Source organism: Pseudomonas sp. FSO-7, from assembly GCF_059579345.1.
On the sequence record NZ_CM184193.1, the window covers coordinates 3,188,667 to 3,202,679 of the forward strand.

Genomic DNA, 14,013 nt, shown 5'->3' on the forward strand with positions numbered 1-14,013 from the left:
GAAGGCCGGTATGTTACCCATAATGGTGCAGGGCTGCGACTGCCTCTAAGGCTTGTGACATTTCCGTGGCGAGGGCGCTTGCTCCCGCTGGGTTGCGTAGCAACCCCAAATTCCCCTCAGTGCCCCGCACCGAGCCGCTTGCTCAGGGCTGTTTCGCAGCCAGCGGGAGCAAGCGCCCTCGCCACAATCACTCCGGCCGGAACACCGCCCGTAAACAGTTCTGTGTCTTTTCCTTGAACATCGCATAGCCTTCCACCGACTGCTCCAGCCCCATCGGGTGGGTCAGCAGATAAGAAGGGTCCAGTTCACCTTTCTGGATGTGCTCGAACAAGCGTCCCACGTAACGCTGTCCTGGCTGTTGGCCAGAGCGCAAGGTCAAGGATTTGTTGACGATGGCCCCCATGGGAAACTTATCCAATAGACCGCCATACACGCCGACCACCGACACGGTACCGCCTTTGCGACAGGCTCGGATCGACTGGCGCAGCACCGTCCCGCGTTCGGTGTGCAGGCGCAGCATTTGCTTGGTCTTGTCGTAGAAATAATCGATCTCTGTGCCATGGGCTTCCATCCCCACGCAGTCGATGCAGCGATCCGGCCCCCGGCCGCCAGTGAGCTCCAACAAGGCGGCATGCACGTCGGTGGTTTCATAGTTGAGGGCGATGGCGCCGGCCTTTTCTTCGGCCAGTTGCAAGCGATCAGGCAGGCGATCGATTGCAATCACCCGTTCGGCCCCTAGCAGGTAGGCGCTGGCAATCGCCATCAACCCGACCCCGCCGCACCCCCATACCGCGACGGTATCGCCTCGTTGGATATCGGCGTTATCGGCGGCGAAGTAGCCGGTGGGCACTGCATCGGAGACGAATACCGCTTGTTCGTCGCGGAGGCCTTCGGGAATTTTGAACAGGTTGACGTCAGCAAACGGCACGCGGATATAGGTCGCATGGCTGCCGGCATATCCGCCAAACGCATGGCTGTAACCGATGATGCCGCACGCCGGCTGGCCGTAGGCGATGTCTGTCGCGCTGGGATTGGGATTGGAGTTGTCGCAGCAGGAAAAATCCGCGCGCTTGCAATGTTCGCACTCGCCGCAACCCAGGATCGAAACGGTGACAACCCGGTCGCCTTTGCGTAATGAACCGACGGCTGAACCGATCTCCACGACTTCCCCCATGAATTCATGGCCAATGATATCGCCGGCCTGCATGGTCGGTACGTAGCCACCCAGCAGATGCAGGTCCGATCCGCACACCGACGACATCTTCACCCGGACGATAGCGTCGCGGGGATTGAGGATGGACGGGTCATCAACCGTTTCAACTTGCAGCTTGTTCGGGCCTTGCCAAGTCAGTGCGCGCATCAGGCGTTACCTCCAGTGGACGGCGGGTGGGGCGGTGTTTGCGAGGTATCTGTGGCCGGGTGGATGAACAGGAAGTCCTTCGTAGCAGGGGTGTGCATGCGATTGGTGGTTACCTCGCCGGTTTCCAGTTGTTGCTTGATGCTGCGCAGCAGATGCAACAAGGCTTTGTCCGAGAACCGGGAAATGGCGGCGGCCAGGGCATATCCCGCGGCACCCAAGGGCGCCTGACAGGCGACGATGACCTTGAGCTGCGTGCCTCGGCCGGCCGGTGCATCGCTGAAGTGCATCCGGATGTCATGCTTGAATCGTGTGTCCGGGCCGGCGGTCCAATGCAACTTGCGGTCGCCCTTGGGCTCGTCCTGTTCGATGTCACATTGCAGCGGCTTGTCTGTCGGGCCGTGCGCGACCCAGCGGTAGGTGCGCTCACCGGTCTGTTCGATCGCATCGACCCAAGGCACCAGGGCACCGAGGTTGCCCGGGTTACGGCAGAACGCGAAGACCTCTTCCCTGGGCTTGCCCACCGTAATGCTGCGGGAGATCACCTTGCTGCCGTTCCAGTCCCGATCCTGTTCAAAAGCTTGTTCGAACGGACTATGGGTCAGCGCGCGCCTGATCCTGCACGTGCCTGAGTAACCGCGCCAGGCGGCACAGGCACCCAAGAGCACCTGTGGCCACCCCTGCAGCCCGCCCTGGCGCAACCCATTGGCGATCAGCAGCGTGCCGGCCAGCAACGACACCGCACGCTCCGGTGTGCCGAGATTGGGATGCGCCGGGGTTGGCACCGCTGCCCGGCTGGCAACCAGGTTGGGTCGTTCAGACATGATGGTTTCCTCATTCTCCAGGGGCGATATAAGGAATGAGCCGAGGGGAGGTGCGGTTGTTCCGTCAACCTGCGGGCTTTCCGATGAGGCGAATCACGGTGCTGCGGTTCAGCGCTTGCCGGAGCGCGGTCCGGGATTCGTCGGCAGGTTTGGCCGGGGAAGGGCAAAGCTGACCGTTCGGCGATTTTTTTTTGAAATCAAGGGGTTGTCAGCCTAGGCAAATGAGTACATAATTGCGCCCATCGAACGCACTGAGACATAAAAAATCTCAATGTTTTCAAGGAGATAGCGCTGAGTAAGTGGCTTTTTTCCTGATCAGGTTTGTATCGCGGTTGATGTGGTTGCATTGCATCAAACGTATTGAGGCCGAATAGCAAAATGGTTATGCAGTGGATTGCAAATCCACCTACGCCGGTTCGATTCCGACTTCGGCCTCCACTATTAAAAACCCCGTAGCTCAATGAGTTACGGGGTTTTTTTATGCCTGTCGTTAGGTGATGTGTTCCGCATTTTTTGGTTAGTGTTCCGCAAATCTCCATTATTTGACGTGCACCATGACTCCGTTGTGGCATTGCGCTAGCATTGCAGCACCCGCGATTCCTTCACGTATTCGCCAAGCTAGGCGGCGCCAATGGAATCTTTAAAACGATCAAGGAGTGGATATGTTCTTCATAAAGCTGTTAACCGCGGTCGCTTTCGTAGCTAGTATTGCTTGGTTTTGGTTCGACCCTGACTACGAGCCAGGTATTGCTGCCGTGACCTCGCTCGCTGGGCTGATAGGTCTTTGGCTTGGTGAGCGCCAGTCTCGTAACAAGGCATGCCAGTCTCAGACAGTGAGCGATGGTGGCGTCGCTGTGCAGGCCGGTGGAGACGCTAACCTGGGCAACATACAAGCTGGGGGCAAAAATAATGCTCAATAAAGAACAGAGTCAGGATGTTGGCGCTGGGGGTGTCGCGATACAAGCAGGAGGCAACGTAACTTATGGAATATCGGTGGCGGACGCCCGAGCAATTGCCTTAGATGTAGCAAAGGCGACGTTTTACGAACTGTCAGGTGTCGCTAGAGACACCATGAGCTATCGAGTGGAAGAGATTACCGAACAAGTTATATCAAAGCTGGAGCGTGAATACCCTGAAGGGCTGGATAAAGCTGTCGATCCGGATTTTCAGCATGCCCTATATACAGTTCAGAAGCAATATGGCAGGACTGGCGACCGCGATTTGGGTGATTTGCTGGTAGATCTTCTAGTAGACAGAAGTAAACAGGATCAGAGAGACATACTACAGATAGTTTTGAACGAGTCGCTTGATGTTGCGCCTAAATTAACTAGCAAGCATGTAGCGAATCTTTCCTTGATTTTTATAACTCGTCATGCAGTTCATAATGGCCTGTCAAATATGGCTGATTTTTGTAACTATCTAGACGAACATCTTCAGCCGCTGGTGGATGAGCTAGCTGCAAATGGCGCCGCGTTTCAACATCTTCAGTTTACTGGCTGTGGTGCAGTTCAAATGGGAGAAATAAGTTTCGGAGATCTGCTTCTAAAGAACTATTCGGTTTTTTTTTCCATTGGCGTTGAAGAAGCTCAAATAGTTGAGGCGGCGCTGCCTCAGGAAATTATTAATTCGTTTATCATGCGTTGTCTTAATGATCCAGATAAATACCAGATAGCAGCTGCTAATCAAGAAAAATTGGACGAAATGTTATCGGTTCATAATGTTGATGAGGCAACAGCACAAAAAATTAGAGGTTTTTATCACTCTTCCTTGATGACCACCGGGCAAGTTCAGTCTAAATGCGTAGAGTTGCGTCCGTATATGGCGCAAGTGTTTTCTGTTTGGAATGGCTCCAACATGAAAATGTTTACTTTGACTAGCGTTGGCATGGCCATAGGTCACGCCAATTTGAAGCGCATCATAAAAACTGAATTTGCCGATCTCTCTATCTGGGTTAATTAAATGGATATGTAGTAGATTTGGTTATTTTGTAGGTTTGACAATTTCACCAACGCGGCGATAAATTCTCTTAGTTGTCTCTTCTTTTGAATGCCCGAGCAAGCGGCTGGCGTCGGTTAGGTCTGCAATCTCGCTAGCAGCCTTCGGTCGAATGTCCCTGAACTGGAACTGACGTATGGTAGCGGCGAGCGTGGTGTCTCCATCAGTTGCTGCTTTCACTGCCGCTTTTTCCCGGGTTTCATCCCATCGGTTACGCAACATGGCATAGCTCATACGTAACCCATCCTTGTTGGTTATGAGAGTGGAGGTTCGAATGCCCGCCATCGTCCGGCGGTCGATTAGCTCGTCCAGGAAGGTGCTGAGGTTGGACGCGTCTGTGCCGTTGTGGAGCTGGATGCGCAAACGCTTCTGAGTCTTGCCCTGGCCAACCAGCAGGAACCCGTTGTTGATGTCCGCAGCGGAGGCCTTTAACACGTCGGCGGGGCGCTGTCCTGTGAGGTAGGCAAGGTCCATAGCGTCTTTCAACTCTGCCGGCGCTTGGGCGTACACGGCATCCCACACAATGTTCCCGGCGTAGAAATCACGAGGTGTCTCCTTGTTCCGTCGTAAACGTGAACAGGGGTTAGCCTTGTCAGTCAGGCCCCATTCCCTGGCGTGGGTGAAGATCGTCGACAGTAGAGCAATTTCCCGGTTCGCTCTAACCTTGGCGGACCTAGTGTCACGATACTGGGCGATAACTTGGGGTGTCATTGCATCCACTGGGGCCAGCTCGAACGACTTGCGTAACTGCCTAAGTCCCTTCTGATAATCGTCTTGGGTGCCTTTTGTCAGCCCTGGCATGACCTGACATTCATATCTATCGAACACGCTCCCCATTAGGTGAGACGGCTTTGGGACCGCCTTGCGGTCAAGGCGAGCCCACTCAACCTTTGCTTCGTCCAGGTCGTTGCCAAGCGGGATCTCTTTCCGCTTTCCGTCGGCAGTCCTGCCGTCGTAGTAGTAGCTCACCCAAACGTAGCCGCTTTTTCGTTTCCGCTCGCGGCGGATCATCCGGGGCGGCAAGTCCCGGTTTGCTGTTTTTCTCGGGCGCATCGCTATCCCACACGCGATAAGTCGAGGGTCCACGTTTCGGCCACGGCGTTGGTAGCAGTAGGTTTGACTCCGGCCAGTTTGAGGCGGGCATATACACGCCCGACGACGGGACGCTGGGCGCCCGTCAAAACGAATTGCCATGCATTACGCGTGAGCCATTGCCGCTGGCAGGACGGGGTCTTGTAGCCGGTGATGGCCGCCAGTTCGTCGTCGGTTAGGGTTTCACTCAGGAATTCCATGGTATGGGCTCCGACTGGGCTGATCGCTGCGGTGGTGGCTGTAGTCATTTATCGGTCCGCCAGTTGCGACGTGGAGGGCGTCTGTGAAACGCTGGTGGTAAGCCCAAGAAGATCTTCTCCGGCGCGTGTGAGCCCCACGTGCAGCTCAACATTGCGCCCGGCGCGCATTCCGGCGATCTGGGCGTTCAGATCCAGCTCGACGCCCTTGCTTTTCCGCGACTCTTTGATGTCCTGGGTAGCGAGGTACTCACTGATCAATGCCTTGTCCTGCGCCTGAGTCGCGACGAGGTCTTGGCTGCTGGCGCGCTGGACGAGCCGATCGTCATCGTCTTGAGGGATAAGCGCTTTCAGCTTCGACTGGACTTCCCAAACCCACGCCAGCGCGAAGTGATCGCCGGCGGTTTCGGCGGAGTAGTCACTACGGTGAATTCCAGACCTGACCGATGAGCAGTATTCCTTGCGCGCTTGTGTGAGCTTGGTGTGCAGGGCCTCATATGCATACAGGGCAATGTTCTGGGCCGGAGAAACGCCGATGAATATTGCGCGCTCGATGACCTGGCCTTTTTCCGAACCCCACTTCCGACGCCGCAGGGTCGTGCAGCTGAATGCTTCCGCTACGGCGAGGCTCAGTTGTTGATCCCAAGCCGGGCGACGTTTGGCACGGAAGAGGGCCGACTCGACTTCCCCGACGTCGCTCAACTTTACATCCACTTCGGTCAGCCGATACTCGCGCATTAATGCCTGTGCCTGCCGCAGCGCCGTGGCGGCTTCGTTCTCGTTGGCGCTTTGGGCCAGCGCCAGGCAGTGCTTGATCTTGCGGATCGCTCGTTCGAGCTTCTTTTCGTCGATCTGGTCGCCGGTCATGCGTGCGCCCTCCGATGGTCCGCTCGCTGCATCAGCTTCACCAGTTGCCCGAAGAATTGGCGGTTCGCTTCCTCGGCGGGCATTGGCTTGATGGGTTCGGACATGGGGGAAATCGAGTTAAGGCATTCCCACTCGCCGGGGTGGGAGATCATAAGGTCGCGGCGCTCTGTGGCCAGGGCAACGAGATCGGCGCGTTTGACGCTGCAAGGCAGGTCGGGCCGCATGGCGAAGCGTTCACAAACAGCCAGCCAAATTCCCTGCTCAATTACCTGGTACTCGGGCATAAGCGCTTTGAGCGGGCGCGTCATGTCGCCGATGTAGGCTTCGGTCGCGTCATGAAGCAGCGCCACCAGCTGGTGGGCGTCGGGAACTAGGCTGGCAACAATCAGGCTGTGTTGCGCAACGCTGTAGTGCTGGTGGGTGTGACCGTTGAAGCGGCACAGCCGGGCTAGCGCGTGGGCTATGTCTACCGGCTTGACCATGGCGGGGGTAGGGCGCAGTAGGTCGAATTGCTGGCCGCTATACGTCAGGATCCACGTCATGCCGCATCCTCCACGGCTGGATGGCCCGGGTAGGCAGAAACCCATATTTTTGCGGTGAAAGAGATGAGCTCCCGCTGCTGTTGGTCCGCTTTTTTAACCATGCTTTCGGCGCCTGGGAATGCTTGCCATGTTTCCCCGGCGAGCCGAAGCGTCAGCCCGACGTTGGTCAGCATCTCATGATCCGCAAGCGTGCAGGCAGGCTGATACCGAGTACGGTCAGCCTTGCGGAGTGCGATTTGGCGGTGGAGGTCTTGTCTTAAGCCCTGGACCTCTTGGGTGTGGAGTTCGCTCGCGCCGGCCAGGCCCTTTGCGATTCCGCGTGCGTGGGCTTTTTTAGCGGCCTTTACCAGAAAGAAAGCAGTTGAGATCCAGCCGGCCAGTAACCCTATGGCAATTATGGTGGTTTCGATTTGCATGTGCTGTATGCCTCAGTAGAGCCCGCCGCCGGGATTCTTTGGTGAGAGGCCGGCGACGGGGTGTTGCAGGGAGTTAGTTAGAACGTGGCTTGATACAGCGGCACGTCGTTGATGGCGTCGATCAGGCTGTGCTGGGTCTCGGTGAGTTCGTCCAGCAGGCCGCCGGCTTCGATGTCCCGCAGCGTGTCGATGAAAGGGCGTGCTTTGCTCATGTGCTGTGCCTCATTGGGTTGGTCTGTTGCCCCTGGTCGGCAGGGGTACCGTTTGAATCAGGCCGCTTGCTTCGTTGCTTGCGCGTCGAGGTAGGCGGCTAGGTCGTGCAGGTAAACGACAGGCTTGGCGCGGGCCGAGCAGTGCAGGCGCTTGACCACAAGCTTGATCCTGCCGGCCTTGATTTCACTCAGCAGATAGCGGTCGGTGCGGATGTGCGTGAAGTACTGCTCGCGCACAGCGGTCAGGCTCGGGCATGGCGTGGCGAACTGGCGCCGGAGTTGTTCCAAGGTGGTGCTCACGCGCTTCCTCCCCCGTGCCCCTCCATTTGGGGCACCAGCTTGAGGCGGATCAGTTCGGCGAGGCCTTCTTTGCTCTTGCCCTTTGCCGCCGCCAAGACGTTGCCCTTGGCGTCCGAGACGACGGCGCCATAGGGGTATTCCGGGCAGTTGACCGGGGTCACGTACGCAACATGTCCGTCACCGATCACTGCATCTACGCAGCGGAACACTTCCGCTAGTTCAACCGAGACGCAGGGCAAGGCTTCCAGCAGTTGAACGGCTTCGGCAGAGGCGCCAATAAGCGTGGCGCGACTGATCACCGTCGGGTGGTTCAGAAACATGGGCACCAGCTTTAGGGCGCCTACAGCGGAGTTGATTGCGTTGGGCTTCATGCTGCGGCGTCCTTGTGAGTGATCGTCATTCCCAGCTTTTTCGCCAGGTACTGCACTCCGGTTTCAGTCACCATCACCACGGCGTAATGCTTGGGGCACTTGGATTTGCCGACCAGCACGGTGCGCGGGTCGGAAAACAAGTTGCCGCCGTCACGGTGATGGCTCGCAAGATCGCCGGAGCTATTCAGGATCCGCAGGTCGCGGAGCTTGGCGCGGAACACGCGGGGTTTGAAGCCGAGAACGGCAGCAGTTTGATCGAGGGTGCGATTCATGGCGGAAACCTCACGCGGGCCGTACGGTGCCGGTGCGAACGAGATGAACGCATTCGTCGATCTGGAGCCGCAGGGCTTCCTGAGTGCCCGTGTTGAAGACGGTCAGGTCTCCGGGTTGGCCCTGGATACCGGCCTCGCTGATGTGCGGGTTAACTGCTGGTGCGTCCGGTCGATGGATGTGAATGATCGTGCCGCCGCGGCGGCGGATGAACGTAGCTTCGTTCTCGAAGCGCACGTCGCTGATTACGAACCCGATCACATCGTTGAGGGCGTTCTCCATGTAGTTCAGGTTCTGTTCGGCGATTTTTACCCAGATGTCCGGATGCACCGTCTGGCGTGCCCACTCAGTGCCCATGGACTGCATAAGGGCGCGTGGTGATTTGCCAAGCCAGTCGATTTGCTGTTCCTTTCGGTCACCCTCGAAGTCATCGGCGTCCAGGTTGAATATTTCCATCAAGCCGGTGCGCAACGGATCCGCGAATGCGTAATGCTCAAGCATGTGATTGCGCATCAGGTGGCCGGCAGCTGTGGATTTGCCCGTTCGGGCCCGGCCAGTGAGGCCAATAAGGATGGGCTTCATGCTGCGTCACCTCCCCACGGTCCCGCGTCATCTGCCGAAACAGAGCGAGGGGGGAGGGTAGGCGCGGTGCGGCCAGTGTTGACGATGACCAGCAGTCCAGTGCGATTTTGGATTGCCTCAACGGCCTTCGGGCTGGTGCAAGCTGCCGGGTGCAGATAGACCGGGCAGCGGGTGGGGCTGTGCTGTGTTGTCTGCATGTCTCGTACTCTTTGGTGAGAGGGGTACGAAACAACAATACGCGTTTATTTGTAATTAGGTCAACGCTGTTTTTTGTTAAATTTGTTGAGATCGAAAAAAAGCCCGCGTTGGCGGGCTTAATTTGCAGGGGCTAGAGAAATTATCGGATGACTGAGTACCAGAAGATCCGCCCCAAAATTTCGATCTGCTCGTCGCGGATTTGATCTGCCGGGTATTCTTCATCTGGGTGTTCCTCCCGGTTGAAGCTCCGCATGCGAAGCCCGCCGCGCGGCATCCTATAAAGCATCTTGACCCTTAGCTGACCGTTGTGAAGAAGCGCAAACATATCACCATCCTTCACATTGGCGCGCCCGCGATCAACGCCAGCTTTGCCACCATCAGGGATGACGGGTTCCATGCTATTACCTGAAACCTCAATGCAAACTACATCCTCAATCTGGATGCCCATATCTTCCAGGGATTTTTTGGTAACCCCAAGCTTGAATGTGCCTTGTGCTCTAACTGTTGTGTGCCCTGAACCATCGTCCAGTTCTATTTCCTTGAGCAAGGGAACCTCTACTTCATCGTGGAGTGGAGATTCCTCATCACATAGCTGTACCTGAGCGGCAATTATCTTTCCGTCGGGCGCTGTACCACTTCTCAGCACCGGCATCTTCCAATTTTCGTCCAAGTCGCCAAGGGGGATGTCCAGCACCTGCGCGATGGTGAGGGCATGTTTGGTCGTTTGGGTCTTGCCTTTTTCAAACGCAGCATAAACCTGCTGCGTGAGCTTTTTTGGCGGGGACAGACGGGCGCTGACCCTGCTGGCGATATCCTCTTGAGTGAGGTTTAGCTCTTCGCGACGGGTCTTGAATATGGTGGCCATGCGGCTTGGCTTGGGGGTCGATTCGCTCATTGACGAAGGCTACAAAAAGATTTGTATTTGATCCAACATAAAAACATGTTGTCGCTTAACAAATTTAGTTGTATTTTTGCCTCGTACTTCAGATCCAGAGGTTGAGATGGGCATTTCGAATTCCAAGCGAGAGGCGCTAGCAGAGGCCATCAGCCTTGCCGGTGGTCAGGCCGCGTTCGCGGTGCTGGTGTCGACCGAAGATCGACCGGTTTCGCAGCAGCTCGTTTCCTATTGGTTTAGGAAGGGGGAGTTGCCCGCTGAGCTCGTGCTACGAGTTGAGTTAAAGACGGGTATAGCGCGCGATGCGCTCCGCCCTGATGTTTTTTTGCTACCTGCTGACCTGCGGGCAGCTTGAAAGAGACGCCGAGCTGGGGCCTCTCACCAAAGAATCCCCCAGCCCGGCTACGACGACACACAGCACATGCATATCGGTCGTGGTCGTAGGATAGGGCGTGCCCGTTCCTCTGGCTAGGCCGTAAATGGGGAATTTACGGTTATGAGCACTTCAAACCATTCACCGGCCTTCGGGCCGGTTCTTTCGCTTCGCAAAGCGTTGTACCGGGCCGGCCACGATTACAAAGGTGGCGTCACGGCCCTGGCTCTGGACATGGTGATCGACTACGACACCCTGCAGAAGAAGCTCAAGCACGATGAAGAACGCCGTTGGCTTGATCCCGATGAACTGGAGGAGGTCATTCGGCTGACCGGCAATCCGCAGTTGTTGGATGCTCTTATGCGGCCTGCGGGAATGGTCTGGTACAAGCCCGAGCCGGCGGCGCCGACCAAAGAGGCGTTGAAGTCAGTCGGCCGCCTGCTGCACGAAACCGGCGAGTTCGTATCAAGCATGCATGAAGGTGCTGCCGACAACGTGTGGGAGCCGCACGAAGTGGCGCTGCTGGAGAAGCACGGCGTCGACGTGATCCGTGCGGTGCTGGGCATCATGGCTGGTGCCCGCCAGGCCATGGAGGAACGCGAAAATGGCTGATGACATCGATCGCGCCAACGACCAGGCCCAGTACCTTCTCGACGTAGCTTTGCATCGGAATCGACACGTACCCAGGTCCCGCATCAGTGCGCAATTTTGCGAGGATTGCGACGAGCCCATCCCGTTACTTCGTCAGCAGACTATCGAGGGTTGCGAAACCTGTGTCAGTTGTCAGGGGTTGCGGGAGCGGCGTAGATGAGTGAATCGGCAAACAGCGTGCCCACAGAAGCGTGGGCGCGGCGATACATCGGGACCTTTGGCCTAGCCCTCGTTTCGATTGAACCAGGTGAAAAAGCTCCAAAGGGAAAGGGGTGGAACAAACCGGGCGGGTACTTCACTTCGGCGGACACCGCTGAAGCTTTTTGGAAGGCTCACCCCAATCATAATCTCGGCGTCGTTCTGGGTCCGAGCCGCGTTTGCTCGCTGGATGTAGATGACGTGCAATGGACCAGGCATGTCCTGTACGAGCTGTTGGGCCTGGATCTGGATGCGATGGCGCTGGTTTTCCCAACTGTCGTCGGTAATCCGGCGCGCTTCCGTATCCTGTTCCAAGTGCCTGAAGGCGTTGAGCTGAACAGACATTCGCTCGCTTGGCCGAACGAAAACGACCCAGACGGGACGATTTACAAGGCATTGACGGCGAAGGCCCGGGCCGCGAAAGCGGCCGGTGACGTCGAAGGGGAGGCGGCCGCCAAGCTTGAATCGGAGCAGTACAAGCGCTTCACCGTGCTGGAGCTCCGTGCGGGTCTGGTGCAGGATGTCCTGCCGCCGTCGATCCATCCCGGTACCGGAAAGCCCTACGTCTGGCGGACGCCTCCGAGCGCAACGGAAGGGCTGCCAGTGTTGCCTGCCGATCTGCTGGCTATCTGGCAAAACTGGGACATCTTTAAGCGCGACGCCGAGTCCGCTTGCCCATGGGCGCCCAAGCCGAAGCGTCCGCCGGCGAAAGTGATAAAACGACCCGCGCCGGCAGCCGGCAAACCACCTTCAGTTATCGACGAGTTCAACCGAGGCCACAACGTTGAAGAGCTGTTGCGCGCTCACGGCTATATCAAGCGCGGCAGCAAGTGGTTGTACCCTCAAAGCAGCACAGGCCTGCCGGGTGTTACGGTCAGTGACGACGGCAAGGTGTACTCCCATCATGCCGCTGACCCGCTGGCGAACGGTCATCAGAACGATGCGTTCGAGGTGTTCTGTTTGCTGGAGCACGACGGGGATCAATCGAAGGCAGTAAAGGACGCGGCGCGAATGCTGGGCATGCAGCATTCGCCACGCCCAGATGTGCGAGATCTTCCCCCGGCCCCATCGAACGGAGGCCCCGAGCCGAACCCTAGCGCAGCCCCTAGCGAGGGCGCTCCGGCTGTGGATGGGGGTGCGGGGGGATCGTTGACCATTGAGCAGGTCCTGCGGCGTTTCGCGCTAGTGGAGGGCACGACTCACGTATGGGACTTCGACCAGTCGCGGGTGATGAAGAAATCCGCGTTCGAGGCGAGGGTTGGTAAGCCGATTGCGAAACAGTGGTTGGAGGATACCGAGCAGCGAAAGCTCATCTCGGACGAACATGTTCGCGACATCGAGCAGTCGCGGCGGATGGCTGGCAAGAAAGGCGGCGCGTTCGGTATGTCGCCCACTGACCGGTACGTGTACATCGACGGCACGAAGGATGTCTGGGATCGGGAGAAGAAGCGGCGCGTTCCTGAAGGTGCCGTGAAGATGGCGTTGGGTGACTCGTATGCGCTGTGGTTGAACAGTAGCGCCCGGCGTGTCGTAGACGTTGATCACATCGTGTTTGACCCAACGATGACGAAAGACCCAAGCGTTTACATCAACACGTTCGACGGTCTGCCCCTGGAGCCGGTCCGCGATGACGAGGCGTGCGCGAACCTGCGCTGGTTGATCTCGTTCCTTTGCAATCACGACGAGAAAGCCTGTAGCTGGCTGACGCGTTGGCTCGCCTATCCGCTTCAACACCTGGGCGCGAAGATGGATACCGCCGTGCTCATGCATTCGATCATGGAGGGATCGGGCAAGAGCCTGCTGTTCGCCGATGCCTTGGGGATGCTCTACGGGCAGTATGCAGCTACGGTCGGGCAAACCCAGCTGGAGAGCAATTTCAATGCCTGGCAAAGCCGCAAGTTGTGGTCGGTATTCGAGGAAGTTGTAAGCCGCGATCAACGGTACAACCAGGTGGGCAAGATCAAGCACCTGGTCACCGGCAAGACGGTGCGCATGGAGTCGAAGTTCATCAACGGTTGGGAAGAGGCCAACCACATGAACGCCGTGTTCCTGAGCAACGAGATACTGCCGTGGCCCATCAGCGAGAGCGATCGGCGGATGCTGGTGATGTGGCCGCAAGAGACGTTGCCGGTGGAACGGCAGAAGGCGATCGGCAAGGAGTTGCAAGCGGGCGGCGTGGCGGCTCTGTATGGGTGGCTGCTGTCGATAGATCTCGGTGACTTCGACCAACGCACGCGTCCGCCGTCTACAGATGCGCGTGAACGGTTGGTGGCGCTGAGTCGCGCCGGCTGGCAAACGTTCCTGCACCTTTGGAAATATGGCGAACTCGGACATGGTCTGTGGGGCCCGTGCTTGTCGACAGACCTCTACTCACTGTTCCTCGAATGGTGCCAGCGCAACAAAGAACACGTGATGAGTCAGACGAAGTTCTCGCTCTTCGTCAGTTCCGAGGTGGACAAGACCCGGGCGATACCCTGGACCGATGGCAACAATCGGCGATTCGGTGCGTTCTTTTTTCCGTTGGATCCTGATGCTTCCCCGACCCCATCACTCAAGGCGGCCCAACTGGGCAAGCAGGTGGTGGAATGGCGCGCCCGGGCGAAGTTGGCCGGCTGGAACGTCGAAAACTGGGACCATATCAAGGCGGCTGCGGCATGAATACGTCAACAAGTG

Annotated in this window: 19 protein-coding genes and 1 tRNA gene; 7 read left to right on the forward strand and 13 right to left on the reverse strand. The window is 57.5% G+C overall.

Going from position 1 to position 14,013, the window contains the following annotated elements:
• Nucleotides 1–187: 187 nt before the first annotated feature.
• Nucleotides 188–1,360 (reverse strand): zinc-dependent alcohol dehydrogenase, encoded by a 1,173-nt coding sequence (locus AC515T_RS13900; RefSeq protein ID WP_496532952.1) that lies wholly within the window; start codon nt 1,358–1,360, stop codon nt 188–190.
• Nucleotides 1,360–2,181, reverse strand: a complete 822-nt coding sequence (locus tag AC515T_RS13905; protein ID WP_496532953.1) for an SRPBCC family protein — start codon at nt 2,179–2,181, stop codon at nt 1,360–1,362. Before AC515T_RS13905 ends, AC515T_RS13900 begins: the two co-directional genes overlap by 1 nt.
• Nucleotides 2,182–2,545: 364 nt before the next feature.
• Between AC515T_RS13905 and AC515T_RS13910 the strand changes: the two genes are divergently transcribed.
• The 3 genes from AC515T_RS13910 (at nt 2,546) to AC515T_RS13920 (ending at nt 4,140) form a co-directional block, all read left to right on the forward strand.
• Nucleotides 2,546–2,619: transfer RNA gene (locus AC515T_RS13910), tRNA-Cys, on the forward strand.
• Between the two features lie 224 nt (nt 2,620–2,843).
• The gene (locus AC515T_RS13915; protein WP_496532954.1) at nt 2,844–3,101 is read left to right on the forward strand and encodes a hypothetical protein; all 258 of its coding nucleotides are present in this window, start codon (nt 2,844–2,846) and stop codon (nt 3,099–3,101) included.
• Nucleotides 3,091–4,140 (forward strand): LPO_1073/Vpar_1526 family protein, encoded by a 1,050-nt coding sequence (locus AC515T_RS13920; RefSeq protein WP_496532955.1) that lies wholly within the window; start codon nt 3,091–3,093, stop codon nt 4,138–4,140. The genes AC515T_RS13915 and AC515T_RS13920 overlap by 11 nt, the downstream gene beginning before the upstream one ends.
• Nucleotides 4,141–4,161: 21 nt before the next feature.
• Here AC515T_RS13920 and AC515T_RS13925 read toward each other — a convergent pair whose 3' ends face one another.
• From AC515T_RS13925 to AC515T_RS13975, 11 genes are all read right to left on the reverse strand, one after another.
• On the reverse strand, nt 4,162–5,229 hold the full coding sequence (locus tag AC515T_RS13925) for a tyrosine-type recombinase/integrase (protein ID WP_496532956.1): 1,068 nt from the start codon (nt 5,227–5,229) through the stop codon (nt 4,162–4,164).
• Nucleotides 5,230–5,231: 2 nt separating this feature from the next.
• Entirely contained in the window at nt 5,232–5,468 is a 237-nt protein-coding gene (locus tag AC515T_RS13930; protein ID WP_042956657.1) for a DUF4224 domain-containing protein, read from the reverse strand.
• 48 nt (nt 5,469–5,516) lie between these two features.
• Entirely contained in the window at nt 5,517–6,332 is an 816-nt protein-coding gene (locus AC515T_RS13935; RefSeq protein ID WP_496532957.1) for a DUF2786 domain-containing protein, read from the reverse strand.
• Nucleotides 6,329–6,874 carry a phosphohydrolase gene (locus tag AC515T_RS13940; protein ID WP_496532958.1) on the reverse strand — a complete coding sequence of 182 codons (546 nt, stop codon included), beginning with the start codon at nt 6,872–6,874 and terminating at the stop codon, nt 6,329–6,331. Before AC515T_RS13940 ends, AC515T_RS13935 begins: the two co-directional genes overlap by 4 nt.
• Nucleotides 6,871–7,290, reverse strand: coding sequence for a hypothetical protein (locus tag AC515T_RS13945; RefSeq protein ID WP_496532959.1), 420 nt, complete (start codon nt 7,288–7,290; stop codon nt 6,871–6,873). The genes AC515T_RS13940 and AC515T_RS13945 overlap by 4 nt, the downstream gene beginning before the upstream one ends.
• Nucleotides 7,291–7,367: 77 nt before the next feature.
• On the reverse strand, nt 7,368–7,502 hold the full coding sequence (locus AC515T_RS13950) for a hypothetical protein (RefSeq protein ID WP_496532960.1): 135 nt from the start codon (nt 7,500–7,502) through the stop codon (nt 7,368–7,370).
• 57 nt (nt 7,503–7,559) lie between these two features.
• Nucleotides 7,560–7,802, reverse strand: coding sequence for a pyocin activator PrtN family protein (locus AC515T_RS13955; protein WP_432780490.1), 243 nt, complete (start codon nt 7,800–7,802; stop codon nt 7,560–7,562).
• On the reverse strand, nt 7,799–8,173 hold the full coding sequence (locus AC515T_RS13960; protein WP_496532961.1) for a hypothetical protein: 375 nt from the start codon (nt 8,171–8,173) through the stop codon (nt 7,799–7,801). Before AC515T_RS13960 ends, AC515T_RS13955 begins: the two co-directional genes overlap by 4 nt.
• Nucleotides 8,170–8,445 (reverse strand): hypothetical protein, encoded by a 276-nt coding sequence (locus tag AC515T_RS13965; RefSeq protein ID WP_496532962.1) that lies wholly within the window; start codon nt 8,443–8,445, stop codon nt 8,170–8,172. Before AC515T_RS13965 ends, AC515T_RS13960 begins: the two co-directional genes overlap by 4 nt.
• Before the next feature lie 10 nt (nt 8,446–8,455).
• Nucleotides 8,456–9,025: a deoxynucleotide monophosphate kinase family protein gene (locus AC515T_RS13970; protein WP_496532963.1), complete on the reverse strand. Its 570-nt coding sequence runs from the start codon at nt 9,023–9,025 to the stop codon at nt 8,456–8,458.
• A gap of 337 nt (nt 9,026–9,362) precedes the next feature.
• Nucleotides 9,363–10,088, reverse strand: coding sequence for a S24 family peptidase (locus tag AC515T_RS13975; RefSeq protein WP_496532964.1), 726 nt, complete (start codon nt 10,086–10,088; stop codon nt 9,363–9,365).
• Between the two features lie 136 nt (nt 10,089–10,224).
• Here AC515T_RS13975 and AC515T_RS13980 point away from each other — a divergent pair, with 136 nt between their 5' ends.
• The 4 genes from AC515T_RS13980 (at nt 10,225) to AC515T_RS13995 (ending at nt 13,998) form a co-directional block, all read left to right on the forward strand.
• Entirely contained in the window at nt 10,225–10,473 is a 249-nt protein-coding gene (locus AC515T_RS13980) for a YdaS family helix-turn-helix protein (RefSeq protein ID WP_217861813.1), read from the forward strand.
• A 141-nt stretch (nt 10,474–10,614) separates the two neighbouring features.
• Nucleotides 10,615–11,103, forward strand: a complete 489-nt coding sequence (locus tag AC515T_RS13985) for a phage regulatory CII family protein (protein WP_042956599.1) — start codon at nt 10,615–10,617, stop codon at nt 11,101–11,103.
• Nucleotides 11,096–11,302: a TraR/DksA family transcriptional regulator gene (locus AC515T_RS13990; RefSeq protein ID WP_496532965.1), complete on the forward strand. Its 207-nt coding sequence runs from the start codon at nt 11,096–11,098 to the stop codon at nt 11,300–11,302. The genes AC515T_RS13985 and AC515T_RS13990 overlap by 8 nt, the downstream gene beginning before the upstream one ends.
• Nucleotides 11,299–13,998, forward strand: a complete 2,700-nt coding sequence (locus tag AC515T_RS13995; RefSeq protein WP_496532966.1) for a bifunctional DNA primase/polymerase — start codon at nt 11,299–11,301, stop codon at nt 13,996–13,998. The genes AC515T_RS13990 and AC515T_RS13995 overlap by 4 nt, the downstream gene beginning before the upstream one ends.
• Nucleotides 13,999–14,013 lie beyond the last annotated feature (15 nt).

Bases quoted from the DNA above. Each gene is read 5' to 3' on its own strand.
- AC515T_RS13900 (WP_496532952.1), bottom strand. From the start codon at position 1,360: ATGCGCGCACTGACTTGGCAAGGCCCGAACAAGCTGCAAGTTGAAACG.
- AC515T_RS13905 (WP_496532953.1), bottom strand. From the start codon at position 2,181: ATGTCTGAACGACCCAACCTGGTTGCCAGCCGGGCAGCGGTGCCAACC.
- AC515T_RS13915 (WP_496532954.1), top strand. From the start codon at position 2,844: ATGTTCTTCATAAAGCTGTTAACCGCGGTCGCTTTCGTAGCTAGTATT.
- AC515T_RS13920 (WP_496532955.1), top strand. From the start codon at position 3,091: ATGCTCAATAAAGAACAGAGTCAGGATGTTGGCGCTGGGGGTGTCGCG.
- AC515T_RS13925 (WP_496532956.1), bottom strand. From the start codon at position 5,229: ATGCGCCCGAGAAAAACAGCAAACCGGGACTTGCCGCCCCGGATGATC.
- AC515T_RS13930 (WP_042956657.1), bottom strand. From the start codon at position 5,468: ATGGAATTCCTGAGTGAAACCCTAACCGACGACGAACTGGCGGCCATC.
- AC515T_RS13935 (WP_496532957.1), bottom strand. From the start codon at position 6,332: ATGACCGGCGACCAGATCGACGAAAAGAAGCTCGAACGAGCGATCCGC.
- AC515T_RS13940 (WP_496532958.1), bottom strand. From the start codon at position 6,874: ATGACGTGGATCCTGACGTATAGCGGCCAGCAATTCGACCTACTGCGC.
- AC515T_RS13945 (WP_496532959.1), bottom strand. From the start codon at position 7,290: ATGCAAATCGAAACCACCATAATTGCCATAGGGTTACTGGCCGGCTGG.
- AC515T_RS13950 (WP_496532960.1), bottom strand. From the start codon at position 7,502: ATGAGCAAAGCACGCCCTTTCATCGACACGCTGCGGGACATCGAAGCC.
- AC515T_RS13960 (WP_496532961.1), bottom strand. From the start codon at position 8,173: ATGAAGCCCAACGCAATCAACTCCGCTGTAGGCGCCCTAAAGCTGGTG.
- AC515T_RS13965 (WP_496532962.1), bottom strand. From the start codon at position 8,445: ATGAATCGCACCCTCGATCAAACTGCTGCCGTTCTCGGCTTCAAACCC.
- AC515T_RS13970 (WP_496532963.1), bottom strand. From the start codon at position 9,025: ATGAAGCCCATCCTTATTGGCCTCACTGGCCGGGCCCGAACGGGCAAA.
- AC515T_RS13975 (WP_496532964.1), bottom strand. From the start codon at position 10,088: ATGGCCACCATATTCAAGACCCGTCGCGAAGAGCTAAACCTCACTCAA.
- AC515T_RS13980 (WP_217861813.1), top strand. From the start codon at position 10,225: ATGGGCATTTCGAATTCCAAGCGAGAGGCGCTAGCAGAGGCCATCAGC.
- AC515T_RS13985 (WP_042956599.1), top strand. From the start codon at position 10,615: ATGAGCACTTCAAACCATTCACCGGCCTTCGGGCCGGTTCTTTCGCTT.
- AC515T_RS13990 (WP_496532965.1), top strand. From the start codon at position 11,096: ATGGCTGATGACATCGATCGCGCCAACGACCAGGCCCAGTACCTTCTC.
- AC515T_RS13995 (WP_496532966.1), top strand. From the start codon at position 11,299: ATGAGTGAATCGGCAAACAGCGTGCCCACAGAAGCGTGGGCGCGGCGA.